This window comes from Sphingomonas sp. HITSZ_GF (genome assembly GCF_029543155.1).
GTDB lineage: Bacteria > Pseudomonadota > Alphaproteobacteria > Sphingomonadales > Sphingomonadaceae > Sphingomonas.
In genome coordinates, this window is record NZ_JARQXA010000004.1 from 76074 (window position 1) to 99451 (window position 23378).

15 protein-coding genes are annotated in these 23378 nt (G+C 68.8%); 8 read left to right on the forward strand and 7 right to left on the reverse strand.

Annotated elements, in window-relative coordinates:
• From nagA to P6144_RS12110, 3 genes are read right to left on the reverse strand one after another with little or no spacing between them, the layout of a single operon-like run.
• A complete protein-coding gene (gene nagA / locus P6144_RS12100) occupies positions 1–1125 on the reverse strand; it encodes an N-acetylglucosamine-6-phosphate deacetylase (protein ID WP_277768023.1) in 1125 nt (374 codons plus the stop codon).
• Complete coding sequence (locus tag P6144_RS12105) at positions 1125–2156, reverse strand: SIS domain-containing protein (RefSeq protein ID WP_277768024.1); 1032 nt, start codon at positions 2154–2156, stop codon at positions 1125–1127. The genes nagA and P6144_RS12105 overlap by 1 nt, the downstream gene beginning before the upstream one ends.
• 5 nt (positions 2157–2161) lie before the next feature.
• The gene (locus tag P6144_RS12110) at positions 2162–2905 is read right to left on the reverse strand and encodes a GntR family transcriptional regulator (protein WP_277768025.1); all 744 of its coding nucleotides are present in this window, start codon (positions 2903–2905) and stop codon (positions 2162–2164) included.
• 229 nt (positions 2906–3134) lie between these two features.
• Between P6144_RS12110 and P6144_RS12115 the strand changes: the two genes are divergently transcribed.
• The 4 genes from P6144_RS12115 to nagE all read left to right on the forward strand — a co-directional run bounded on the left by P6144_RS12115 (position 3135) and on the right by nagE (position 12389).
• The gene (locus P6144_RS12115; protein WP_277768026.1) at positions 3135–5795 is read left to right on the forward strand and encodes a TonB-dependent receptor; all 2661 of its coding nucleotides are present in this window, start codon (positions 3135–3137) and stop codon (positions 5793–5795) included.
• Between the two features lie 161 nt (positions 5796–5956).
• On the forward strand, positions 5957–8227 hold the full coding sequence (locus tag P6144_RS12120) for a family 20 glycosylhydrolase (RefSeq protein WP_277768027.1): 2271 nt from the start codon (positions 5957–5959) through the stop codon (positions 8225–8227).
• Positions 8224–10680, forward strand: a complete 2457-nt coding sequence (gene ptsP, locus P6144_RS12125; RefSeq protein WP_277768028.1) for a phosphoenolpyruvate--protein phosphotransferase — start codon at positions 8224–8226, stop codon at positions 10678–10680. The genes P6144_RS12120 and ptsP overlap by 4 nt, the downstream gene beginning before the upstream one ends.
• A complete protein-coding gene (gene nagE / locus P6144_RS12130) occupies positions 10677–12389 on the forward strand; it encodes an N-acetylglucosamine-specific PTS transporter subunit IIBC (protein WP_277768029.1) in 1713 nt (570 codons plus the stop codon). Before ptsP ends, nagE begins: the two co-directional genes overlap by 4 nt.
• A gap of 109 nt (positions 12390–12498) precedes the next feature.
• On the opposite strand, the gene P6144_RS12135 is transcribed toward nagE, so the two are convergent.
• From P6144_RS12135 to P6144_RS12150, 4 genes are all read right to left on the reverse strand, one after another.
• Complete coding sequence (locus P6144_RS12135) at positions 12499–12951, reverse strand: hypothetical protein (protein WP_277768030.1); 453 nt, start codon at positions 12949–12951, stop codon at positions 12499–12501.
• Between the two features lie 46 nt (positions 12952–12997).
• Positions 12998–14287 carry a hypothetical protein gene (locus P6144_RS12140; protein ID WP_277768031.1) on the reverse strand — a complete coding sequence of 430 codons (1290 nt, stop codon included), beginning with the start codon at positions 14285–14287 and terminating at the stop codon, positions 12998–13000.
• The gene (locus P6144_RS12145; RefSeq protein WP_277768032.1) at positions 14277–15551 is read right to left on the reverse strand and encodes an MFS transporter; all 1275 of its coding nucleotides are present in this window, start codon (positions 15549–15551) and stop codon (positions 14277–14279) included. The genes P6144_RS12140 and P6144_RS12145 overlap by 11 nt, the downstream gene beginning before the upstream one ends.
• Before the next feature lie 108 nt (positions 15552–15659).
• Positions 15660–18044 (reverse strand): TonB-dependent receptor, encoded by a 2385-nt coding sequence (locus P6144_RS12150; protein ID WP_277768033.1) that lies wholly within the window; start codon positions 18042–18044, stop codon positions 15660–15662.
• Positions 18045–18276: 232 nt separating this feature from the next.
• Here P6144_RS12150 and P6144_RS12155 point away from each other — a divergent pair, with 232 nt between their 5' ends.
• Genes P6144_RS12155 through P6144_RS12170 form a run of 4 tightly spaced genes read left to right on the forward strand, consistent with a single transcriptional unit; the run spans position 18277 to position 23357 of the window.
• A complete protein-coding gene (locus tag P6144_RS12155; protein ID WP_277768034.1) occupies positions 18277–19035 on the forward strand; it encodes a GntR family transcriptional regulator in 759 nt (252 codons plus the stop codon).
• 2 nt (positions 19036–19037) lie between these two features.
• Positions 19038–20087, forward strand: a complete 1050-nt coding sequence (locus P6144_RS12160; RefSeq protein WP_277768035.1) for a serine hydrolase — start codon at positions 19038–19040, stop codon at positions 20085–20087.
• Between the two features lie 31 nt (positions 20088–20118).
• A complete protein-coding gene (locus P6144_RS12165) occupies positions 20119–21774 on the forward strand; it encodes a carboxylesterase family protein (RefSeq protein ID WP_277768036.1) in 1656 nt (551 codons plus the stop codon).
• On the forward strand, positions 21771–23357 hold the full coding sequence (locus P6144_RS12170; protein WP_347275798.1) for a long-chain-fatty-acid--CoA ligase: 1587 nt from the start codon (positions 21771–21773) through the stop codon (positions 23355–23357). The genes P6144_RS12165 and P6144_RS12170 overlap by 4 nt, the downstream gene beginning before the upstream one ends.
• Positions 23358–23378: the final 21 nt, after the last annotated feature.

The following is a 23378-nucleotide window of genomic DNA, read 5'->3' on the forward strand; positions in this document are numbered from 1 at the left end:
TTACGCTCCGCCGATCCAGGTGGCGGCGACGTTGCCGGCATCGTCGAGCAGCACCAGGTCTGCCGCATAGCCCGGCGCGATCCGGCCATGCGTGCCCGCCAGGCCCATCAGCGCGGCGGGGCTGGCGCTGGCCATCTCCACCGCGGTGGCGAGATCGGCGCCGAGCATCTCGATCGTGTTGCGCACCGCCGAGGCCATGTCGAGATGCGATCCGGCGAGCGTGCCGTCGTCGCCGCGCACCGCGCCGTCCTGCACGGTGATGTGGCGGCCCTGGAGCATGAACTCGCTGGTGTCCGATCCCACCGTGGGCATCGCGTCGGTGACCAGCATGAAGCCGCTGGCCGGCTTGCAGCGCAGCGCCAGGCGCAGCGTGGCGGGGCTCACATGATGGCCGTCGACGATGATGCCGCAGACCAGCTCGGGCGAATCGAGCGCGGCGCCGACCATGCCGGGCGCGCGCGAGCCGAGCGGCGACATCGCGTTGAACAAATGGGTGACGCCGCGCATGCCCGCGGCCACCGCCGCCTTGGCCTGCTCGTAGCGCGCATTGGTATGCCCGGCCGCGACGACCACGCCGGCGGCGACCAGGGCCTCGATATCGGCGATCGCCACGCGCTCGGGGGCGAGCGTGACCAAGGTGCGGCCACGCTTGAGGCCGGTCAGCGCGGCGATGCCCTCGGCATCGAGTGGGCGGATCTTCTCCGCCGAATGGATGCCCTTGCGATCGACGTTGAGGAACGGGCCCTCGATATGGATGCCGAGCACGCCCGGCACGCCGGCCTCGATCGCCGCATCGACCGCGGCGACGGCGCGGCGGATCACCTCGAGATCGTCGCTGATCAGCGTCGGCAGGAAGCCGGTGGTGCCGAAGCGGCGATGCGCGGCGCCGATCGCGGCGATGCCCTCCACCGTCGGCGAATCGTTGAACAGCACGCCGCCGCCGCCATTCACCTGGGTATCGATGAAGCCGGGGACGAGCGTGCCGGCGAGGTGCTGCACCTTGGCATCGGCGGGCAGCGCCGGCACCGGCACCACGCCGAACAGGCGCGTGCCGTCGATCAGCACGGCGACGCCGGAGTGCAGCGCGCCGTCGACCAGCGCGCGTGTCGGTATCAGCGCCTGCATCAGACCGTCTCGGTGACCTTGGCGAGCGAAGGCGGCCGATCGGGATCGAAGCCGCGCGCGATCGAAAGCGCGTTGGCGGCGCGGTAGAAAGCCTGGATCTGCAGGATCGGCTCGATCGCCGGGCCGGCGGCGGGGTGGGGCAGATGGATCGCGCCGGGCACCTGGCCGCCGCTCACCAGCACTTCGCCGCCGCGCGCCAGCACGTCCGCGACCAGCTCGTCGACGCCGTCGGCCGTCGCATCGTCCTGACGGAAGACGAGCAGCGGGAAGCCGGGGCCGACCAGCGCCATCGGGCCGTGGCGGACCTCGGCGGCGCTGAACGCCTCGGCATGGAGCCCGCAGGTTTCCTTGAACTTGAGCGCGGCTTCCTGCGCCACGCCGAAGCCGAGGCCGCGGCCGATGACATAGAGGCCGCGCGCATCGAGCAGCCGCTCGACCAGCGGCGACCAGTCGGCGGCCCAGGCCGCTTCGAGCAGATCGGGTAGCGCGGCGAGGCCGGACTTGAGCGCGGCGTCATCGGCCCATTCGCTCACCAGATGGAGCTGGGCGGCGAGTGCGGCGATGTACGACTTGGTGGCGGCGACGCTGATCTCGGGCCCGGCGCGCAGCGGCACCAGCGTGTCCGATTCGGTCGCCAGCGGCGAATCCTCGACATTGACCATCGCGACGGTGCGCGCGCCGCTGTCGCTCGCCGCGCGCATCGCGGCGAGGATGTCGGGGCTCTTGCCCGATTGCGAGATGCCGAGCGCGAGCATGTCCGAATAATCGGTCTCGACGCCGTAAACCGAGGCGACCGACGGCGAGACCGACGTGGTCAGCAGCCCGAGCCGGGTCTCGATCAGGTAGCGGCCGAAGGTTGCGGCATGGTCGGAGCTGCCGCGCGCGCAGGTGAGCACGCCGCGCGGCCGGGTGGTGCGCAATTGGGCGCCCAGTTCGCGTACCACTGGTCCATTCTGGTCCAGCTGGCGGCGTACCGCGGCGCCGGCCTCGCCGGCTTCGGCGAACATCTTGGTCGATTCGGGGTTGGTCATGTCGTTCAGCCCCGCATGTCGAGTTCGGCGACGAAGTCATAGGCGTCGCCGCGATACCAGCTGGTGGTCGCCTCGATCACCCGGCCGTCGGCCAGGAAGCCGCGGCGCTCGATATAGAGGACGGGGGCGCCGACCTCGACGCCGAGCAGCGCGGCGCGCTCGGCATCGCACAGCGCGGCGCGGAGGCGCTGGAGCGCGCGCACCGGCCGGTTGCCGGTCGATTCGAGCGCGGCATAGAGCGACGAATCGACGGCTTCGAGACCCGACAAGCCGAAGCCCGGGATGATCGCGAACTCAACGGCCATCGGCACATCGTCGGCATAGCGGATACGGTTGAAGCGATAGACTGCGGTGCCCGGGCTGAGCCCGAAGGTGAGCGATTCCTCGCCGGTGACCACGCCCGATTCGCGGATCAGCCATTCGCTGCGCACGGTGCGCCCGCGCGAGGCCATGTCTTCGGAAAAGGAGGAGAGCTTGGCGAACTGCTTCTCGACGCGGCCGGCGACGAAGGTGCCGGCGCCGTGGCGGCGGACCAGCAGCCCCTCGTCGACCAGCTTGTCGATCGCCTTGCGCAGCGTGATCCGCGAGACCGAGAGATCGGCGGCAAGGTCGCGCTCCGGGGGAAGCGCTTCGTTGGGCTTGAGCTGATTGTCGCGCAGCGCCTCGCGCAACGCGGTCTCGAGCTGCCGGTAAAGCGGCCCGCGGCCTGCTCCGTCGAGCGGCCTGATCTTTTCAGCCAGCGTTGGCATCGGTTCCCCATAATCGACCGGCTGTGTGCCGGATGCAACACTAGTACCAATATCGTACCACATGTCAGCAAAAATATTTCGTCTGGTCGTAATGTGGTTGTAAGAATCCGTCTTGACGGGCCGCCCACTCTAAGGAATGGTCTGGATATTGGTATGCGACTGGTCTTTCAGGGCTGCCACAAGAATCTAAGAATCTGACGTTGAAGTCATCTGACCAAGGGGATGAGACATGGGGATCCGGGGATTTCTTATCGGTACCGCCAGCGCGATGGCGCTGCTCAGCGGCGCCGCGCATGCACAAGACACCACGCCGCCCGCGGCCGATGACGGCGAGATCGTCGTCACCGGCTTCCGCGCTTCGCTTGCCCAGTCGATCGACGCCAAGCGCAAGGCCGATGCGATCGTCGACTCGATCTCGGCCGAAGATGTCGGCAAGTTTCCCAACACCAACGTCGCCGAAGCGCTGACGCTGGTTCCGGGCGTCACCGTCGACCGCCAGTTCGGCCAGGGCGAGAAGGTCTCGATCCTCGGCACCGATCCGGCGCTGAACCGCACGCTGCTCAACGGCCAGACGGTCGCCTCGGCCGACTGGTTCATCCTCGACAATCCGGGCCGCACCTTCAACTATGCGCTGCTCGCGCCGCAGCTCGTCAACCGCGTCGACGTCTATAAGTCGGTCGAATCGCGGATCGACGAAGGCTCGATCGGCGGCACCGTCAACGTGCTCACCCGCAAGCCGCTCGACCTGAAGCCGCTCGTCGTCGCCGGCTCGCTCAGCTACCTCTATGTCGATCGCTCGAAGAAGGGCGACGTGCAGGGCTCGGCGCTGGTCAGCTGGCACAATGAGAGCGATACCTTCGGCGTCCTCGCCTCGTTCCAGCGCAGCAAGGACCAGCTGCGCCGCGACGGCCTGGAGAGCTACGGCACGATCAACGCGAACTTCTGGAACGGCGTGAACGACGCCGGCACCAGCTCGATCACCACGGGCAACTGCACCGGCACCTGCGCGACCACGCTGGCCGCGAACCCGACCGCCAAGTTCCCGAACGCGTTCGGCACTTCCTATTTCGAGCAGACCCGCGAGCGCCTGACCTATTCGGCGACGGCGCAGTGGAAGCCGGTCGAGGAGCTGACGATCACTGCCGACTGGCTGCGCATCGACGCGACCTATGACAATCTCAACCAGTCGATGTACGCCTTCCCGGGCAATGTCTGGAACAGCGCCGGCGCGCTGACCGGGCTGACCGTGCAGGACGGCATCGTCACGAAGGCGAGCTTCCACAACGCGCTCTCGGTGCTCGACGCGCAGTACCGCGTCGCCGAGATGCACTCGCAGACCTTCCACGGCCAGATCGGCTGGGATGACGTGCACTGGGACCTGAACGTCGAGGGCGGCGTGTCCGACGCGGACGGCGGCACCAAGAAGCAGGTGTTCCTCGAGTTCCTCAACTGGGCCGACTACACCGTCGACATCAGCGGCGCGCCCGACAAGCCCGGCACGATCAGCTATGGCAGCAACGTGCTCGGTAACCCGGCGGCGTTCGTCACCGACTCCGGCTGGAGCGGCAACCTGGTCAACAAGCCGACCACCGACAAGGAGCGCTATGGCCAGGCGGACTTCGGCCTGAAGTTCGACGGCGTGCTGAAGCGCATCCAGCTCGGCTACAAATATCGCCAGCACGAGACCGGCCAGCAATATGAGGGCGTCGCCCTTGCCGGCGCCAACGGCTTCACCCAGCCGGCGAGCGCCTTCGACACCAGCACCGTCTCCGGCAACTATCTGTCGGGCTTCGACGGCATCAACGACCAGATGGCCGGCCGCTTCATCATCAACGGCAATTCGATGGTGAACTATGTCCAGGGCCGTCCGAACCTGCCGGTGCCGTCCAAGTTCGCCGCCTCGGAATTCACTGCGGGCAACTGGGACATCAAGGAGCAGATCCACGCCTTCTACGCCCAGGCGAACTTCGATGCCGGCGGCTTCCGCGGCAATTTCGGCGTGCGCTACGTCCACACCGCGACCGACAGCGCAGGCTATGTCTGCAAGCCGGGCGCGACCTGCAACGCGCAGACCGACTGGGTGTGGCAGACGACCAAGAGCAGCTACGACAATGTGCTGCCCAGCGTGAACATCATCGCCGACGTGAAGAAGGACCTGGTGTTCCGCTTCGCCGCGGCGCAGGTGATCGCCCGCCCGAACTATGCCGACGAGACCAACTATTTCTGGCTCTCCGACCAGATCCTCACCGGCGGCGGCGGCAACCCCGACCTGAAGCCCTACAAGTCGAACAACTTCAACGCGTCGCTCGAATGGTATCTGGCGCCGCGGGCGATCCTGTCGGGCGAGGTGTTCTACAAGGACATCAGCAACTACATCCTGACCCAGACGGTCGCGGAGCAGCACTTCAACACCTCGCAGAACATGGTGACGACCTATCAGATCGCCCGCCCGTTCAACGCGGGATCGGCCGAAGTGAAGGGCTTCGCCATCGCCTATCAGCAGAGCCTGGCCTTCGGCCTGGGCATCCTGGCGAACTACACCTATTCGGACGGCTCCTCGAGCACCGGCGCCGACCTGCCGTACAATTCGCGGCACCAGGCCAGCCTGAGCCCGTTCTTCGAGAGCGGCCCGGTGGCGCTGCGCGCGACCTATACCTGGCGCTCGAAATACTTCACGGGCATCGACCGCGGCGACCAGATGTATGTCCGCGACGCCGCCAATGTGGACGTGTCGGCGACCTGGAACATCACCAAGGAAGTCGGCCTGACCCTGTCGGGCATGAACCTGACCGACAGCCAGTATTACGCCTATGCCAACACGCAGCGCCTGCCGCGCGGCGTGTACAAGAACGGCCGCAAGCTGCTCGCGACCGTGAACGTGAACTTCTGATCTCCAACCTGGTGTAGTGCACTGGGGCGGCGGATGGACGAGCGATCGCACCACCCGCCGCCCCTTTTTCTTATCCGCGGGCCATGCACGCCCTGCATGCCGCGATTGCCTGGACCGCGAAGCCGCCTAAGCTCGCGGGATCCAAGCCGGGAGCCCCAAGCGTGATCACCCTCCGTCTCGCCATCCTCGCCGCCGCTGCCACTCTCGCCGCGGCCGTCCCTGCTTCGGCACAGCAGCTGCCGCGCCTGTTGCCGGCACCCGCCGCGATGCAGCCCGCGCCGGGCCGCTTCGCGCTGACCGCGAGCACGCCGGTGCTGGTGCCCGCCGGGGATGCCGGCGCCCGGGCCGCGGCGGACCGGCTGATTGCGCTGCTCAAGCTTTCGCGCGGGCTCACGCTGCGCACCGCCGCCGCATCGCCGCATGCCGCGATCCGCTTCGTCCGCGGCGCGACCGGCAAGGCCGAGAGCTACAGGCTGGAGATCGGCGCGAACGGCGCGACGATCACTGCCGGCGACGATGCCGGGCTGCTCTACGGCGCGGTCACGCTGTGGCAGACCGCCACCCAGGCGAGCGGCACCGGCGCGGTGACCCTGGCCGGCCTGAAGATCGACGACGCGCCGCGCTTCGGCTGGCGCGGGGTGATGCTCGACGTGGCGCGCAACTTCCGCTCGCCCGCCTATGTCCGCCAGCTGATCGACTGGATGGCGGTCAACAAGCTCAACACGCTCCACTGGCATCTGGTCGACGACCAGGGCTGGCGGATCGAAATCAAGAAATATCCCAAGCTGACCAGCGTCTCGGGCTGGCGCTATCCTGCGGTGGCGCCGGGCGCGCCGAAGCTGCCGCAGATGGGCGGCTTCTACACCCAGGCCGAGATTCGCTCGATCGTCGCCTATGCCGCCAAGCGCAACATCACCGTGGTGCCCGAGATCGAGATGCCGGGCCACGCCTTCGCGGCGATCCGCGCCTATCCCGAGCTGGCCAGCGCCCAGCCGGTGCCCAAGGGGATCGAGAGCGACGCCGGCATCTTCCCCTGGCTCTACAATGTCGACGACAAGACCTTCGGCTTCCTCGAGGACGTGCTCGGCGAAGTGATGGAGCTGTTCCCGTCCAAGTACATCCATGTCGGCGGGGACGAGGCGACCAAGGACCAGTGGAAGGCGTCGCCGGTCATCCAGGCGAAGATCAAGGCGCTGGGCCTCAAGGACGAGACGGCGCTGCAGGCGTGGTTCATGCGCCGCATCGCCACCTATCTCCAGGCGCATGACCGCAAGCTGATCGGCTGGGACGAGATCCTGGAAGGCGACGACATGCCCGCCGATGCGACGGTGACGTCGTGGCGCGGGATCAAGGGCGGCATCGAGGCCGCGAAGAAGGGCCATGACGCGGTGATGAGCCCGTCGCCGATCCTCTATCTCGACAACCGCCAGGGCTGGGGCCCGAACGAGCCGCCGGCGCGCGGCACGCTGATCGACCTCAAGCAGGTCTATGGCTACGACCCGGTCGACCAGATCCCGGCCGAGCAGCAGCATCATATCCTGGGGCTCCAGGCGAATTTGTGGTCCGAGCGGATGCGCACCGATGCCCGGGCGAGCTGGGCGATCTTCCCGCGCGCCAACGCCGTGGCCGAGATCGGCTGGTCGAAGCCCGAGGGGCGCGACTATGCAGAGTTCGTCCAGCGGCTGGTGCCGCAGCTCGCGCGGATGAAGCCGCTGGGGCTCGATGCGGCGACCAGCGCCTTCGAAGTGCATCCCAAGCTCGACTACAAGGCGGGCGCCAAGACCGTGACGGTGGCGCTGGAGAACCAGTCGGGGCTGGCGATGCGCTACACCACCGACGGCACGCCGGTGACCGCCCGCTCGCCGCTCTACAGCGCGCCGATCGAGATGCAGCTGCCGACGCGGCTGCGCGCCGCGAGCTTCCTGGCGGACAGCAGCGTCGGCGGGGCGATCGACCGGATGGTCGACGGGCGCGCGGTGCGCTTCCGCACCGACGAGGACATCAAGACCTGCGCCGGCAAGGTAGTGCTGGGGATCGAGGACGATTATCCGGCGACCGGCAAGCGCGCGGTGTTCCTCGTCGATATCTTCCAGCCCTGCTGGCAGTGGAACGACGCCCCGACCGGCGGGGTGAAGGCCGTGGCGCTCACCGTCGGGCAGATCCCGTTCAACTTCCAGCTGGGCAAGGACATCGACCATGTGAAGATCCCGCCGGCGGCGACGCCCGCGGGCGAGTTCCGCGTCCATGCCGGCACCTGCACCGGGCCGATCCTGGCGACGCTGCCGCTGGCCGCGGCGGTGGGCAATCCGGGGCTGACCCGGCTGCTCGCGCCGTTGCCGCTCAGGCAGGGCAACGAGAATATCTGCATCGACTATGCCTCGAACGGCGTGAATCCGATGTGGGCGCTGGAATCGGTGGAGCTGGTCCCTTGAGCGATGCCGTTTCGCTGACCGCCCCGTTCGCGGGGTGGCTGGCACCCCTGGAGGAAGTGCCCGACCCCGTCTTCGCCGAGCGGATGATGGGAGACGGCTTCGCGATCGACCCGGTCGAGGGCGTGCTGCGCGCGCCGGCCGCGGCCGAGGTGATCAATGTCCCCGAAAGCGGGCATGCGGTGACGCTGCGGCTCGACAACGGCGCCGATCTGCTGCTGCACATCGGGCTGGAGACGGTGGCGCTGGGCGGCAAGGGCTTTGCCGCCAGGGTGGCGGCGGGCGAGCGGGTCGCGCAGGGCCAGGCGCTGATCGAATTCGACCTCGACGCCGTCGCCACCGCCGCGCGCGCCCTGATCACTCCGGTCATCATGGCGAGCGAAGGTTACACGCTCGAGCTCGGTTCGCTGGGCCGGGCGGTGGCCGCCGGGGCGGTTGTCGGGCAGGTCCTGCGGACGGACGCGATCGTTGCGGACGCTATGGCCTCCGATGTTGGCGCCGAGCGTGTCGTGCGGGTCACTGCGGCCAACGGCATCCATGCGCGCCCCGCCGCGCGCATCGTCGCCGCGCTCAAGCCCTTCCTTGCCGAAGTGGCGCTGCATGCCGCGGATCGCAGCGCCAATGCGCGCAGCACGATCGCGCTGCTCGGGCTGGGCGCGGGCAAGGACGAGGAAGTGCGCATCGTCGCGCGCGGCGGCGACGCCCAGGCCGCGGTCGATGCCGTGGCGGAGCTTATCCTCGCCAATTTCCACGAGGCCGCGCACGCATCGGTGGCCAAGGCGTCCGCACCCGCGAACGCCGGCCCGGTCCGCGCCGCGCCCGGGCTCGCCATCGGCCAGGCCTTTCAGCTGCGCAGCGCCGATCTCGACGTGCCCGAGAACGGCACGGGCATCGCCGCCGAGCAGGCGGCGCTGGCCAGCGCGACCGCCGCCACCGCCGCCGGGCTCGACGGCGCACACGGCACTGCCGCCGAGATCGCCGAGGCGCACCGCGCGCTGCTCGCCGATCCCGAGCTCGCCGCCACCGCCGCGCGCCACATCGCCGAGGGGCGCAGCGCCGCCTTTGCCTGGCGCGCCGCCACGCAGGACGCCCGCGCCGCGCTGCGCGCCACCGGCGACGCATTGCTGATCGAGCGCATCGCCGACCTCACCGACCTGGAGCGCCAGGTGATCGGGCGGTTGATGGGCGACACCGCCGGACCGAAGCTCACCATTCCCAAGGGCACGGTGTTGTTCGCCGATGACCTGCTGCCCTCGCAGTTCCTCAACCTCGACACCGCGCGGCTCGCCGGGATCGTCACCGCGCAGGGCGGGCCGACCTCGCACGTCGCGATCCTCGCCGCCTCGGCCGGGGTGCCGATGCTGGTCGCCGCCGGCGAGAGCGTGCTGGCGATCGCCGACGGCACGCCGGTGATCCTCGATGCCGATGCCGGTACGCTCACCGTCGACCCCGATGCCGATGCGCTGGCCGAGGCGAGCACGCGGCTTTCGGCGTTGCGGGAACGCCGCGCCCGCGAACTGGCTACTGCGCACACCGCCGCGCACACGGCGGACCGGGTGCGGATCGAAGTCTTCGCCAATCTCGGCTCGGTCGCCGATGCCGCCGCCGCGGTGAGCGCCGGCGCCGAAGGCTGCGGGCTGCTGCGCACCGAATTCCTGTTCCTCGAGCGCGAGACCGCGCCGAGCGAGGAGGAGCAGCGCGAGACCTATTCGGCGATCGCGACGACGCTGGGCGAGCGCCCGCTGATCGTGCGCACGCTCGACATCGGCGGCGACAAGCCGGTGCCCTATCTGCCGATGGAGCGCGAGGAGAACCCGGCGCTCGGCCTGCGCGGCGTGCGGCTGACGACGGCAAGGCCCGACCTGATGCGCATCCAGCTGCGCGCGATCCTGCGCGCGGTGCCCGCCGCCCAGTGCCGGATCATGCTGCCGATGGTCGCCGACCTGGGCGATTACCGGCCGGTGCGGGCGCTGCTCGACGAAGTGCGCGCCGAGCTTGGCGTGCGCGAGGCGATCCCGCTCGGCGTGATGATCGAGACCCCCGCCGCCGCGCTGCTCGCCGGGCAGATCGCGCGCGAAGCCGATTTCCTGTCGATCGGCACCAACGACCTGACGCAATACACGCTCGCCGCCGATCGCGGGAACGCCGCGGTGTCGCAGCGGATCGACGCGATGCACCCCGCGGTGCTGCGCCTCGTCCGCGAAGTCGGCAAGGGCGCCGCCGCGGCCGGCCGCTGGGCCGGGATGTGCGGCGGACTCGCTTCCGATCCGCTCGCCGCGCCGATCCTGATAGGGCTGGGCATCACCGAGCTGAGCGCAACGCCGGCGCAGGTGCCCGGCGTGAAGGCTGCGGTCGCCCGGTTCGACATGGCGGCGTGCAAGGCGCTTGCCGACAAGGCATGCGACGCCCAATCCGCGGCGGAAGTCCGCGCTCTCGCCATGGAGGCGTCCGCATGAGCTTCAGTCCTTCCGCCCTGCTCTCCAAGGCGCAGCCGCTCGGCCGCGCGCTGATGCTGCCGATCGCGGTGCTGCCGATCGCGGCGCTGCTGCTGCGCCTGGGCCAGGCCGACATGCTCGATGTGCCGTTCATCGCGGCGGCGGGCGATGCGATCTTCTCGAACCTCGGCCTGCTCTTCGCCGCCGGCGTGGCAGTGGGGCTGGCGAAGGAAAATCACGGCGCGGCCTCGCTCGCCGGCGTGGTCACCTATCTGGTCGCGACCGAAGGCGCCAAGGTGCTGCTGCACCTGCCGCCCGATCTTGCCGGCGCGGCGGCGCTCGAACAGGCGGCGTGGCGCGCCAAGGAAATCTCCAAGCTGAGCGTGCCGGTGGGCATCTCGTCAGGCATCGTCGCCGGGCTGCTCTACAACCGCTTCCACGCGATCAAGCTGCCCGATTACCTGTCCTTCTTCGGCGGGCGGCGCTTCGTGCCGATCGTCTCGGGGCTCGCGGGCCTCGTGTTCGCCGCCGCCTTTGGCCTCGGCTTTCCGTGGTTCGAGGCGGGGATCGACGCGCTCAGCCACTGGGTACTCGGCGCCGGATCGCTGGGGCTGTTCCTCTACGGGCTGCTCAACCGGCTGCTGCTGATCACCGGGTTGCACCACATCATCAACAACATCGCCTGGTTCCTGCTCGGCGACTTCCACGGCGCGACCGGCGACATCAAGCGCTTCTTCGCGGGCGATCCGACGGCGGGATCGTTCATGGCCGGCTTCTTCCCGGTGATGATGTTCGGCCTGCCCGCCGCCTGCCTGGCGATGTACCGCAACGCGCTGCCCGAGCGGCGCAAGGCGGTGGGCGGCCTGCTGCTGTCGCTGGCGCTGACCTCGCTGCTCACCGGCGTGACCGAGCCGATCGAGTTCAGCTTCATCTTCCTCGCGCCGGTGCTCTATCTGATCCATGCGGTGCTGACCGGCGCGGCGATGGTGCTGATGGACCTGCTCGGCGTGAAGCTGGGCTTCGGCTTCTCGGCGGGGCTGTTCGACTATGTGCTGAACTATGGGCTGGCGACCAAGCCGCTGCTGCTGATCCCGGTCGGGCTGGCCTATGCCGCGATCTATTACTTCACCTTCAGCTGGTGCATCCGCCGCTTCAACCTGAAGACGCCGGGGCGCGAGCCGCTGGAGGAGACGGTTTCGGCCGAAGCGGAGGCTGGCGACCGCGGCACCGCGATCGCGCTGGCGCTGGGCGGGGCGGCGAACATCCGCTCGGTCGATGCCTGCACCACCCGGCTGCGGCTGGTGCTGGTCGACAATGGCCAGGCGGACGAGGCGCGATTGAAGGCGCTGGGCGCGCGCGGCGTGATCAAGCTGCAGGGCGGCGGGTTGCAGGTGGTGCTGGGGCCGATCGCCGACCAGGTCGCGGCCGAAGTGCGCGTCGCGGTAGGCGCGGGCGTGGCGGCACCGGTCGCGGCGCCGGTCGCTGCGGTCCCGGCTGCGGGCGGCGATACCGGCGCGATCCGCGCGGCGCTGGGCTCGGCCCGGGTGCTGGGCGTCTCCGCCAATGCGACGCGGGTGCTGATCGACGTCGCCGATCCGGCGGCGCTGGATCTCGCCGCGCTCGGCACGGTGGCGCGGCAGGCAGTGGTTTCCGGCAACCGGCTGCACCTGATCCTGGGCGACGGCGCCGCGGGGATCGGGGCGGCGCTCAGGGCCGAGCTGCTGGGCTAGCGTCCCCGGAAAAGCCGCGACACAGAGTTTCTCTACCGGTTCGCTTGTGACCCTGGGCCCCGGCTTCCGCCGGGGAACTGGTTAGTGCGGCAGTGCCACTCTTTTACGATCAGGACGCCGTCTCGCCGGGCGTGGTCTCGGCGGGCTCGCCGGGCGCTTCCTCCGGCGCGGTCCAGGAGCCGCGCTGGGGCGTGACCACCGGCACGGGGATCGACAGCGGGCCGGGCAATGCCGCCTGCGCCTCGGCCTCGGGCACCGGATCGAGATCGATCGCGGCGGCGCGCTGATAGTCGGCGGGCTCGGCCGGGCGGGCAATGGTCACGCGCGGCGGATAGGGGTTCTCGGGATAGATCGGTGCGGGCGCGGCGCGGCTGACCGGATAATAGCCGGCACTGTCGGCATTGGCGGCGATCGCGCCCGACGTGCCCGGCGGCGGCGTGTTCTTGTAGAATTCGAAGGCCCCTGAGCGGGCATAGTTGCCAAGGCCGATCCCGGCCAGTCCGCCGCCGCACAGCGCCACTGCGCCACACACCAGCAATGCCTTTCGCGCCGTCGTCACCATCGCAAGCCTCCGAGCGGCAAAACCGTCGGCGAGGCCCGGCTGTTCCCTAGCCCTTGATCGCGCGCTCGACGAGCTGCTGGAATGCCATCGTCGTGCGCGCGACATTGGCGGCCGAGATGCAGCGCGCATCGTCGCCGACGACATGGTGATAGCGGTGCAGGCCGAACACCGCGGCGACGCGGGCATAGCCGGCGGCGAGGATCTCGATCTGCTCGCCGGCCGAGAGCGCGTCGCTCGAATAAGGTGCCTCGAGCCCGACATGGCCGGCAAAGGTCTCGCGCGCCAGCGGCAGCAGCGGGGGGGAGACCGAGAGGAAGCGCTGGGTATCGATGCCGGGCAGCACCTGGCCGGTCAGGTCGTGCCAGTCCTGCGAGGCGACATTGGCGCCGAGATGCAGCCAGAAATGCGTGTCCGCCGGCTTGGGCGCGGTTGCCTTGAGCGCCTCGGCGGCGCCGAGATTTTCATATTCGTGGCCGGTGTTGCAGATGAAGGCGAGGTTGTGCGTGGTCACTGCCTTGCTCGCCCAGCGCGCCATCCACAGCCAGGCGGCGATGCCGCCGCCGCGCTCGCCGGCGCAGTGCGTCCAGCCCGAACGCGGGGTGGAGACGACGAGCCAGCTTTTCCGGCCGCGATCGATGCGGCCGATGAAGTTGGCGGCGGGGCGGCGGCCATTCTCGCCGGTGACGGTGAGCGTTGCCGAGGTGCCCTGGATCGCGGCGGCGAGGAAGGGGCCGGCATCGGCGGGGGCGAGCAGCGCGACGGGGCCGGGGAACATCGGCTTGCGGCCATCGGCGTTGAGCGCGATCACCTTGCCGGTGGGGCCGTTGGTGATGACGACCACGGCCCGGGCGCCGGCGGCGAAGGCAGCGTCGATCGGCGCGCGCACCGGCTTGGCGATCGCGGTCGAGTAGCGCGAATAGGGCAGTTCGAGCAGCGCGACGGCGCCGGCAAGCGGGGCGGCGGGGCGGCCGGCTCCGTCGATGCGGACCAGCGGGCCGGTGACGCCTTCGGGTCCGGTAGGGACGACGATGGGCTGGGGCCAGACGCTCGCCCTGGCCGTGCCGCAGACGAGCTCGGTGCGCTCGGGAACGAAATAGGGGACCGAGACCGGCTGCTGCTCGACCTTGAAGCCGAGCCCCTCGATCTCCGAGGTCAGCCAGGCGCCGCAGGCGGTGTCGCCGGGGCCGCCGGCATGCTTGATGCCGAAGCCGAGATATTTGTCGAGATCGGCGGCGACCCTGGCGACGCGGTCCTCGGGCACGCGGGCCAGCGCGGCGCCGGCCGGCAATGCGGCACTCGCCGCCAGGAACCCGCGCCGGCTTGCCTCAAGCGTCATGCTTCCTCCCCAGCATCAGCACGCAGACCAGCGAGATCGCGCAGGTCGCGGCCAGATAGATCGAGATCGGCATGCTCGTTCCATATCGCGCGAGCAAGGCAGTCGCGATGATCGGAGCGAAACCGCCGCCGGCCACCGTGCCGATCTGATAGCCGAGCGAGGCGCCCGAATAGCGCACCTCCTTGGGGAAGAGCTCGGCGAACAGCGCCGCCTGGGGGCCGTACATCATGCTGACGAAGATCAGCGAGATGGTGATCGCGGCGACGATGGCGAGCGCCGACTGGCTCTCGATCAGCGGGAAGACGGCGAACGCCCAGCCGCCGGAGAGCAGCGCGCCGAGCACGAAGATCGGCTTGCGGCCGAAGCGATCGGAGAGCGCGCCGCAGGCGATCAGCGCGGGCATCATCACCAGGCTGCCGACCATCACCGCGAGCAGCATCGTCTCGCGCGGCAGGCCGATCGTGGTGGTGCCATAGGCCACCGCATAGGTGATCGCGATGTAGAAGCAGACATTGTTGGCGATGAAGGCGCCGCCCGCGGTCAGCACGGTGAGGCCGTGCTGGCTGAGCACCTGCCAGATCGGCGAGGCCGGGGCCTGGTCCGCCGGTGCGGCTTCGCCCTCGGGCTCGGCGACGGTGCGGTGCATGACGATGCCGACGAAGATCAGCGAGACGCTGAGCAGGAAGCCGATCCGCCAGCCCCAGGCAGCGAAGCTGGCCGGGTCGATCAGCGTGCTGGCGATCAGGAACACGGTGTTGGCGAGCACCACGCCGAGCGGCACGCCGACCTGGACGAAGCTGCTGTAGAAGCCGTGGCGATGCGCGGGCGCGTTCTCGATCGCCATCAGCGCGGCGCCGCCCCACTGGCCGCCGACGGCAAGCCCCTGGACGAAGCGCAGCGCCACCAGCAGCAGCGGCGCGAGCACGCCGAGGCTGGCATAGCTGGGGAGCAGGCCGATCAGCGTGGTCGCCAGGCCCATGATGAACATCGCGGCGACCAGCGCGCGCTTGCGGCCGTAGAGATCGCCGAAATGGCCGAAGACCATGCCGCCGATCGGGCGAGCGATGAAGCCGACCGCGAAGGTGGAGAAGGCGGCGATCTGCGCGATGAAGGGCGGCAGATCGGCGGGGAAGAACAGCTTGGGGAAAACCAGCGCCGCGGCGGTGCCGTAGATGAAGAAGTCGTACCATTCGATCGCCGCGCCGGCGGAGGCCATCGCCGCGATCTTGAGGCTGGGGGCTTTGGTCGCTTGCTCTGTTGCCAAATCGGCTCTCCCGGCGGTCGCTTGGGGTAGAAGGCCGCCGGCTTCGCGAAAGAGGACAGCGAAGCCGGCGGCAGGATCAGGCGGAGATGGAAGAACCGCCCCGGATATTTACCAGCGGGTGGACATGCTCACGCCGATCGTGCGCGGCTTGTTGTAGCGCACCGACAGCGGATAGCCCGCCTGCATGAACTTCAGCACCTGGATCTGGCGATCGGTGATGTTGCGGACGAACGCCGCGACCTGGACCTTGTTGAAGTTGAAGCCGGCGCGGGCGCCGAACAGGTCGAAATCGGTCATCGGGATCGCCGGGGTGGACGCGGTCACCGTATCCTGGATGCCGCCGCGCTGGCCCTGATAGTTGACGTTGACGAAGACGTTCGACTTGTCGCTGATCGGGTGGCGGTAATCGACGCTCGCCGACATCGTCCAGTCGGGGATCTGCGCCACGGCGCTGTCGAGCGTCGGCAGGCCGGTCACCCCGGTCGGCACCTTGACGAAATGCGCGCGCTGGGTGGCTGCGTTCAGCCCCAGCGAGAACATGCCGCCCGCCAGGCGCCAGCGCCCGTCGAGCGCCGCCTCGATGCCCTTGGACTGGATCGTGCCGCCGTTCACGTTGAACTGCTGGCCGCCCTGGAGACAGGCATTGGTGAGCGTGCAACCGTCGTTGATGCTGGTGATCGCATCCTTGGTGCGCTGCAGATAGGCGGCGACGCGGACGAACACGCCGCGCGTGACCGTCGACTTGATGCCGGCCTCGTAGCCGATCGTCGTCTCGTTGCCATAGGTATATTGGAAGGGATTGGGCGCCGCGGCATTGTACGAGCCGTTGTTGACGCCGCCCGCGCGGTAGCCGGTGCCGACCTTGGCGTAGAGCAGCGTGCTGGTCGGGCCCGGGATCTTGTAGCTCGCGGTGGCGGTGAACGCCGGCTGCTCTGCCTTATAGACGAAGGTGGTCGGTAGGCGAGTATAGTTGGTGGTGTAGAGCGCGTAGATATACTGGGTCGCGGTCTTGTAGTCGTGCGAGATGCGCGCTTCGCCGTTCAGCGACAGATTGCCGAACTGGTAGCCGACCGAGGCATAGGCCGCGAACGAGTAGATGCGCTGCTGGGTGTAGCTGTCGGTGCCGAACACCAGCGGATAATTGGTCGGGCAGTTCGCCGAAGTGGGCAGCGGCTTGAGGCAGACCTTTGCCGTCGGCGTGCCGGTGCAGATGCCCTGGGTGATGGTGGTGAAGGCGCAGGGCGAGGTGTTGATCGCCAGGCGGTAATCGTCGTTCTGGTAGAGGCCCTCGGCGCCGACGATCCAGGTCAGCTTGCCGCCCGCGCCGCTGCCGGTCAGGTGCAGGTCCTGATAGAGCGTGCGGTCGACCACGTTGGTGTGGACCTGGGTGAAGGGATAGATGCCGAGCTCGCCCTGCTGGCGCATCGACTGGAGCGTCGCGAAGTCGATCGCCGCGCCGTAGAACTGGCTCGAGCGCCAGCGCGTCGCCATCGTCGTCGATTCGAGCTTGGCCCAGCCGAAGTCGTAGCTCGCATTGAGCATGACGCGGCCGACCTTCTGCATCAGCTCGTCCTTGCCGTCATGCGGCAGCGTGTAGCGCGACTGATAATAGCCGAGCGGCACCGCGGCGTTGGTGCCGGGCGCGATGACGAGGCTGTTGACGAAGCTCGGCAGCTTGAGGTCCTGCCCGTCGACGAGCAGGTTCACGTCGAGATTGCCCGAGCGGTAGCGCAGCTGGGCGCGGCCGTTCCAGCCGCGGGTGCTGTCGTAATATTTCTTGGTGTTGGGGTTGTAGTAGAAGCCGCCGGTCTGGCCGTAGATCTCGCCGCCAACGCGCACCGCGACGGTATCGCTCAGCGCTTCGTTGACCACGGCGGCGACGCGCTTCTGGTCGAGCCCGAAGGTGTACATGCCGCGCGCCCAGCCCGAGCTTTCGAACTTGGGCTTGGCGAGGACGATGTTGACCACGCCGAATTCGGAGTTGCGGCCGTAGAGCGCACCCTGCGGACCCTGGAGCGATTCGACCCGCTCGATGTCGAAATAGTCGTTCGCCTTGAAGTTGCGGCCGCCCAGCGTCGAGCTGCCGACATAGGCGCCGTTGACGAACAGGCCGACGCCCGAATCGGCGCCGGTGGCGCGCGCGGTGCCCGAACCGCGGATCGAGACTTCGGCAAGGTTCTCGCTCGCCACATCGTTGAAGCGCACGCCCGGCGTGGTGCTGAGCAGATCGCCGCTGCCCGCGACCGGGCCCTTGGCGTCGAGCTGGTCGCCGGTCACCGCGTTGATCGTGCCCGGCACGTCGCGGATGCTCTCCTCGCGGCGGCGCGCGGTGACGATGATGTCGTCCTGGCGCTTGGCATCGCTCGCGTCGGGCGCGTCCTGCTGGGCAGGGGCCTGCTGGGCGGTTTCGGTGGTGGCGGTGGTGGTCTGCGCCAGGGCCGGCGTGGCGGCGACGAGCGCAAGGGTTGCCGTGGTGGCAAGAAAATCTCGCATGCATCCTCCCATGGCGCGCATTTTTGCTGCGCCTGCCCTTTTCATCCACCTGCGGACGGACGGTGTCAACCAGATTGTACGACAATCTTTGATCAATGGTGTGACAAATCTCTTGCTACGCCTCCGCGCGCGCAATAGAAATGGTCGTGCAGGACTGGTAAGCACCGGCACAGGCGCATCCATTCCGTGAGAGGGCAAGTCTTTGAGTGGCAATCAGGAATCAGTGGCCGATATGGGCGGCGGAGACTCGGTGGAAGCGGCGGTGGCCGGTTCGGCATCGACGGCCGACGATCTGGCGCACGCCCTGCGGCTGCAGATCCAGAAGAGCGAGCTCGCCCCCGGCGAGTGGCTGCGCGAGGCGCGGCTGTGCAGCGAGTTCGGCGTCGGGCGCTCGATCGTCCGCCGCGCGCTGCGCATCCTCTCCGATGACGGGCTGATCGAGATCGAGGAGCACCGCGGCGCCCGCGTCTCCGCCACCACGGTCGAGGAAGTGTTCGATCTCTATGAGGTGCGCGCTGCGCTCTACGGCCTGGCCGCGCGCTTTGCCTGCCTGCGCGGCACCGATGCGGCGATCCGCCATATGCTGGTGAACATCGACAAGATGCTGAGCGACGCTGCCAGCGGCGTGCCGGCCGAGCAGATCATAGAGCTTTCGGAGACGATCTTCAGCGAGATGGCCGAATCGGCCAGCCCCGATGCGCAGAAGATGATCGAGGCGGTGCGCCGCAAGACGCGCTTCCACTTCTCCTATGCCGCGCTGGCGCTCAACGCCAACGGCCCCGGCCCCTATGAATATTGGCGCCGGGTGCGCGCCGCGCTGGTCGAGCGCGATGCCGACAAGGCGAGCCAGGCCGCGCGCGAGATCCTTTATTTCATGCAGGGCGAAGTCGCGCGGATCATGCTCGCGCGCGGCCCCCGCGTGCGCGAAGCCGCGCCGCTGATCGCGCCTGCACCCCCGATAAAAAAGCGCGCCGCCGCAAACAGGAGATGAAGATGAAGGCACGATCGCTCGCCAAGCTTATGTTGCTCGCCGCCACGCTGGCCGGTGCAGCGATCGCGCCCGCCGCGCCGGTTCGTCCCCGCGCTCCTGCCCCCGCCGCTGCCGGCGATGCGGCGATGACCAATCTGCTCGACTATCTGCGCAACCAGAACACCACCGGCTTCCTGGTGATCCAGGACGGCAAGGTGCTGGTGGAGAAGAACTTCCCGGCGCCCGAGGGCGACCGCCAGTTCCCGCTCTTCGTCTATGGCAAGACCAAGGACGGCGCGCTGCTCGAGGACGTCGCCTCGCAGCAGAAGAGCTTCGTCTCGGTGCTGATCGCGATCGCGATCGACAAGGGGCTGATCGACGTCACCAGGCCCGTCTCCGACTATATCGGCACGGGCTGGTCCAAGGCGACGCCCGAGCAGGAAGCCAAGATCCGGGTGATCGACGTGCTGCACATGGCATCGGGTCTGGACGAGAAGTTCGGCTATGAAGCGCCGGCGGGCACCAAATTCTTCTACAACACCCCGGTCTATGCGATCTCCAAGCGGATCGTGGCGGCGGCGGCCAAGCAGCCGCTCGAAACGATTACGCAGGACTGGCTGACCGTGCCGGCCGGCATGGTCAACACCGCGTGGCGCAAGCGCCCGGCGGCGCTCGCCAGCATCGGCAACGACACCGGGCTGGTCACCACCCCGCGCGACACTGCGCTGTTCGGGCTGATGATCCTGCACAAGGGCGTGTCGAACGATGGCAAGCGCGTCGTCTCCGAAGCCAGCCTCAACGCGATGTTCGAGCGCTCGCCGACCAACCCGGCCTATGGCCGGCTGTGGTGGCTGAACGGCGGCGCCTACATGATGGGCGCGCTGGGCAACAAGAAGGACGGCCCGCTGATCGCGGCCGCGCCGGCCGACACGATCGCCGCGCTCGGCGCCTTCAACCGCCGCCTCTACGTCGTGCCCAGCAAGAAGCTGGTGGTGGTGCGCACCGGCGCGACCGCGACCGACAAGGAATTCGACCAGCAGCTGTGGCTGCGGCTGAACAAGGTGATCGGCTGAACGCCGCCAGCAGGAAAATCGGGAGAGTAAGATGGGAATAGCGCACCGCTTCGCGGCGCTGGGCCTGGCGCTTGCCGGTGGCACCGCCGCGCTCGGCACGGCCGCCGCCCAGTCGATCGTCAAGGCACCCGCCGGCAGCGTCCGTGGCGAGACGGCCGGGGGCCAGACCATATTCAGGGGCATTCCCTATGCGCTGCCGCCGGTCGGCGAGCGGCGCTGGAAGCCGCCGGTGGCAGTGCCGGCCTGGGCCGGGGTGCGCGACGCGACTGCGTTCGGCCCCGCCTGCCAGCAGCCCTCGGCGCCGCCGGGCAGCATCTATGCCGAAGTCTATCCGGCGATGAGCGAGGATTGCCTGTCGCTCAACGTCTGGGTGCCGGCCAGGGCGAAGAAGGCGCCGGTGTTCGTCTGGATCCATGGCGGCAACCTGGTGCGCGGATCGTCGCAACAGGCGATGTTCGACGGCAGCCAGCTGGCCAAGCGCGGCGTGATCGTCGTCTCGATCAACTATCGGCTCGGCGTGTTCGGCTATTTCGCCCATCCCGGGCTGAGCGCCGAATCGCCCGACGGCACCTCCGGCAATTACGGGGTGATGGATCAGATCGCGGCGCTCAAATGGGTGAAGGCCAATATCGGCGCGTTCGGCGGCGATGCCGGCAACGTCACCATCGCGGGTGAATCCGCCGGCGGGCTGGCGATCCTGCACCTGCTGGTCTCGCCCCAGGCGCGCGGGCTGTTCGGCAAGGCGATCGTGCAGAGCGCGGCGCTGATGAACATCCCCGAGCTCAAGACGATGGCGCACGGCGTGCCCTCGGCCGAGACGCTGGGCGTGCATTATGCCACGGCGATGGGCGCGAAGGACGTCGCCGAGCTGCGCGCGATCCCCGGGCCCGACCTGGCGGCGCGCGCAGTGAAGGCGGGCTTCGCCTCGACCGCGATCGTCGACGGCAAGGTGATCACGCGCCAGTTGCTCGACACGTTCGAGCGCGGCGAGCAGGCGAAGGTGCCGCTGATGACCGGCTTCACCGCCGGCGAGATCAGCACGATGAAGTCGATCCTGCCGGGGCTGCCCGAGGCTTCGACCTTCACTGCGGAAAGCTATGAAGCGAAGATCCGCGCCAGCTACGGCCCGCTCGCCGACGAATTCCTGCGGCTCTATCCGTCGAGCGCGATCGGCGCGAACATGCTCGCGGCGGCGCGCGACGGCTTCTTCGCCTGGAACTCGCAGAAGCTGGTGCGCGAGCAGGCGCGGGCCGGCCAGCCGGCCTATCTCTATTATTTCGATCATCACCTGCCGTCTTCGGACGCGGCGGGCATCCACGCCTTCCACGCATCCGAAGTGCCCTTCATGTTCGGCACGATCGACCGAGTCACCGCGCTGTGGCCTGCCATTCCGAACACGCCGGGCGAGCGCGCGCTCTCCGATGCGATGGTCGGCTATTGGGCGAGCTTCGCCCGCACCGGCGCGCCCCGCGCTACCGGCCAGCCCGCCTGGCCCTCTCACAACCAACGAGCTGCCTATATGCACTTCACCGACAAGCCCGAGGTCGGCAGCGACCTCAAGGCTGCCGAATACGCACTGCACGACCAGGTCTTCTGCCGCCGCCGGGCGGCCGGCAACCTGCCCTGGAACTGGAATGTCGGCGTGATCGCGCCGCCGCTGCCCGCGCCGGCGGAGGGCTGCAAGTGATCGACGGCTCGATGCAGGATTTTCCGCTGACGCTCGACCGGATCGTCGACCATGCGGCGAAATGGCATCCCGAGGTGCAGGTGGCGACCGCGGGCGAGGGCGGGGCGATCGCGCATGTCAGCTATGCCGATCTGCGCGCAAGGTCGCGCAAGGTCTCGCGGTTGCTCGCCGATCTGGGCGTGGCGCAGGGCGAGCGGGTGGCGACGCTGGCGTGGAACAGCCAGGCGCATGTCGAGAGCTGGTTCGCGATCATGGGCATGGGCGCGGTGTGCCACACGCTCAACCCGCGGCTAACTGCGCCCCAGCTCGCCTGGATGCTGGCGCAATCGGGCGCGCGCATCCTGATCGTCAGCGCCGACCTGATGGTGCTGGCGCTGAAGGTGCTCGACGACGCGCCGGGGATCGGGCGGGTGCTCGTGATCGATGGCGACGTCTCGCCCAAAAGCTATGGCAGCGCCGAGATCGCGGCGCTGGCGCCGCTGATCGACGCGTCGGCCGGAGACTTCGCCTGGGGCGATTTCGACGAGAAGGCGCCGAGCGGACTGTGCTTCACCTCGGGATCGACCGGCGCGCCCAAGGGCGTGACCTATACCCACCGCTCGAGCTTCATGCACACGCTGCGGCTGCTCCAGGCGGACGTCTCGGGGATCACCAGCCAAGACGTGGTGATGCCGGTGGTGCCGATGTTCCACGCCAATGCCTGGGGCCTGCCCTTCGCGGTGCCCGCGGCGGGGGCCAAGCTGGTGCTGCCCGGGCGGCACCTCGATGGCGCGAGCCTGGCGAAGCTGATCGCAGCGGAGGACGTGACGATTGCGGTCGGCGTGCCGACGGTGTGGCTGGGCCTGTGCGATCATCTCGATGCGACCGGCATGACCTTGCCGTCGCTCAAGCGGATCATCGTCGGCGGCGCGCCGATGCCGCCGGCGCTGATGGAGCGGATCGAGAGCCAACTCGGCATTCCGGTGCAGACGAGCTGGGGGATGACCGAGCTGTCGCCGGTCGGCACGTTCGGCGTGCTCAGTGCGCCGACGCGCGACGCGCTGATCTCGGGCCGCCCGGCGCTGGGTGTCGACCTCGCGCTGATGGACGAGCAGGGCGCATTGCTGCCCGAGCAGCGCGATGTCGAAGGCCGGCTGCACGTGCGCGGCGCCGCGGTGATCGACCGCTATTTCGGGCAGGAGCGCAGCGCGACCAACGAAGAGGGCTGGTTCGACACCGGCGACCTCGCGAAGATCGACCGCGCCGGCAATCTGATGATCACCGGCCGCGCCAAGGACCTGATCAAGTCGGGCGGCGAATGGATCAACCCGGCCGAGATCGAGGCGGTGGTGTGCGCGCTGCCGCAGGTCTCGCTGGCCGCGGTGATCGGGCGCAGCGACGTGAAATGGGGCGAGCGGCCGCTCCTTCTCGTCGAGCTGCGCGAGGACCAGGAGATCAGCGACCAGGAGCTGCTCGGCTCGCTGCGCGGGCAGGTCGCGTCCTGGTGGATCCCCGATGCGGTGGTGCGCGTGCCGAGCATGCCGCGCGGCTCGACGGGCAAGATCGACAAGCTGCAGCTGCGGGCGGCGTATAGCGGCAGTTAGGACGTCATCCCGGCGAAAGCC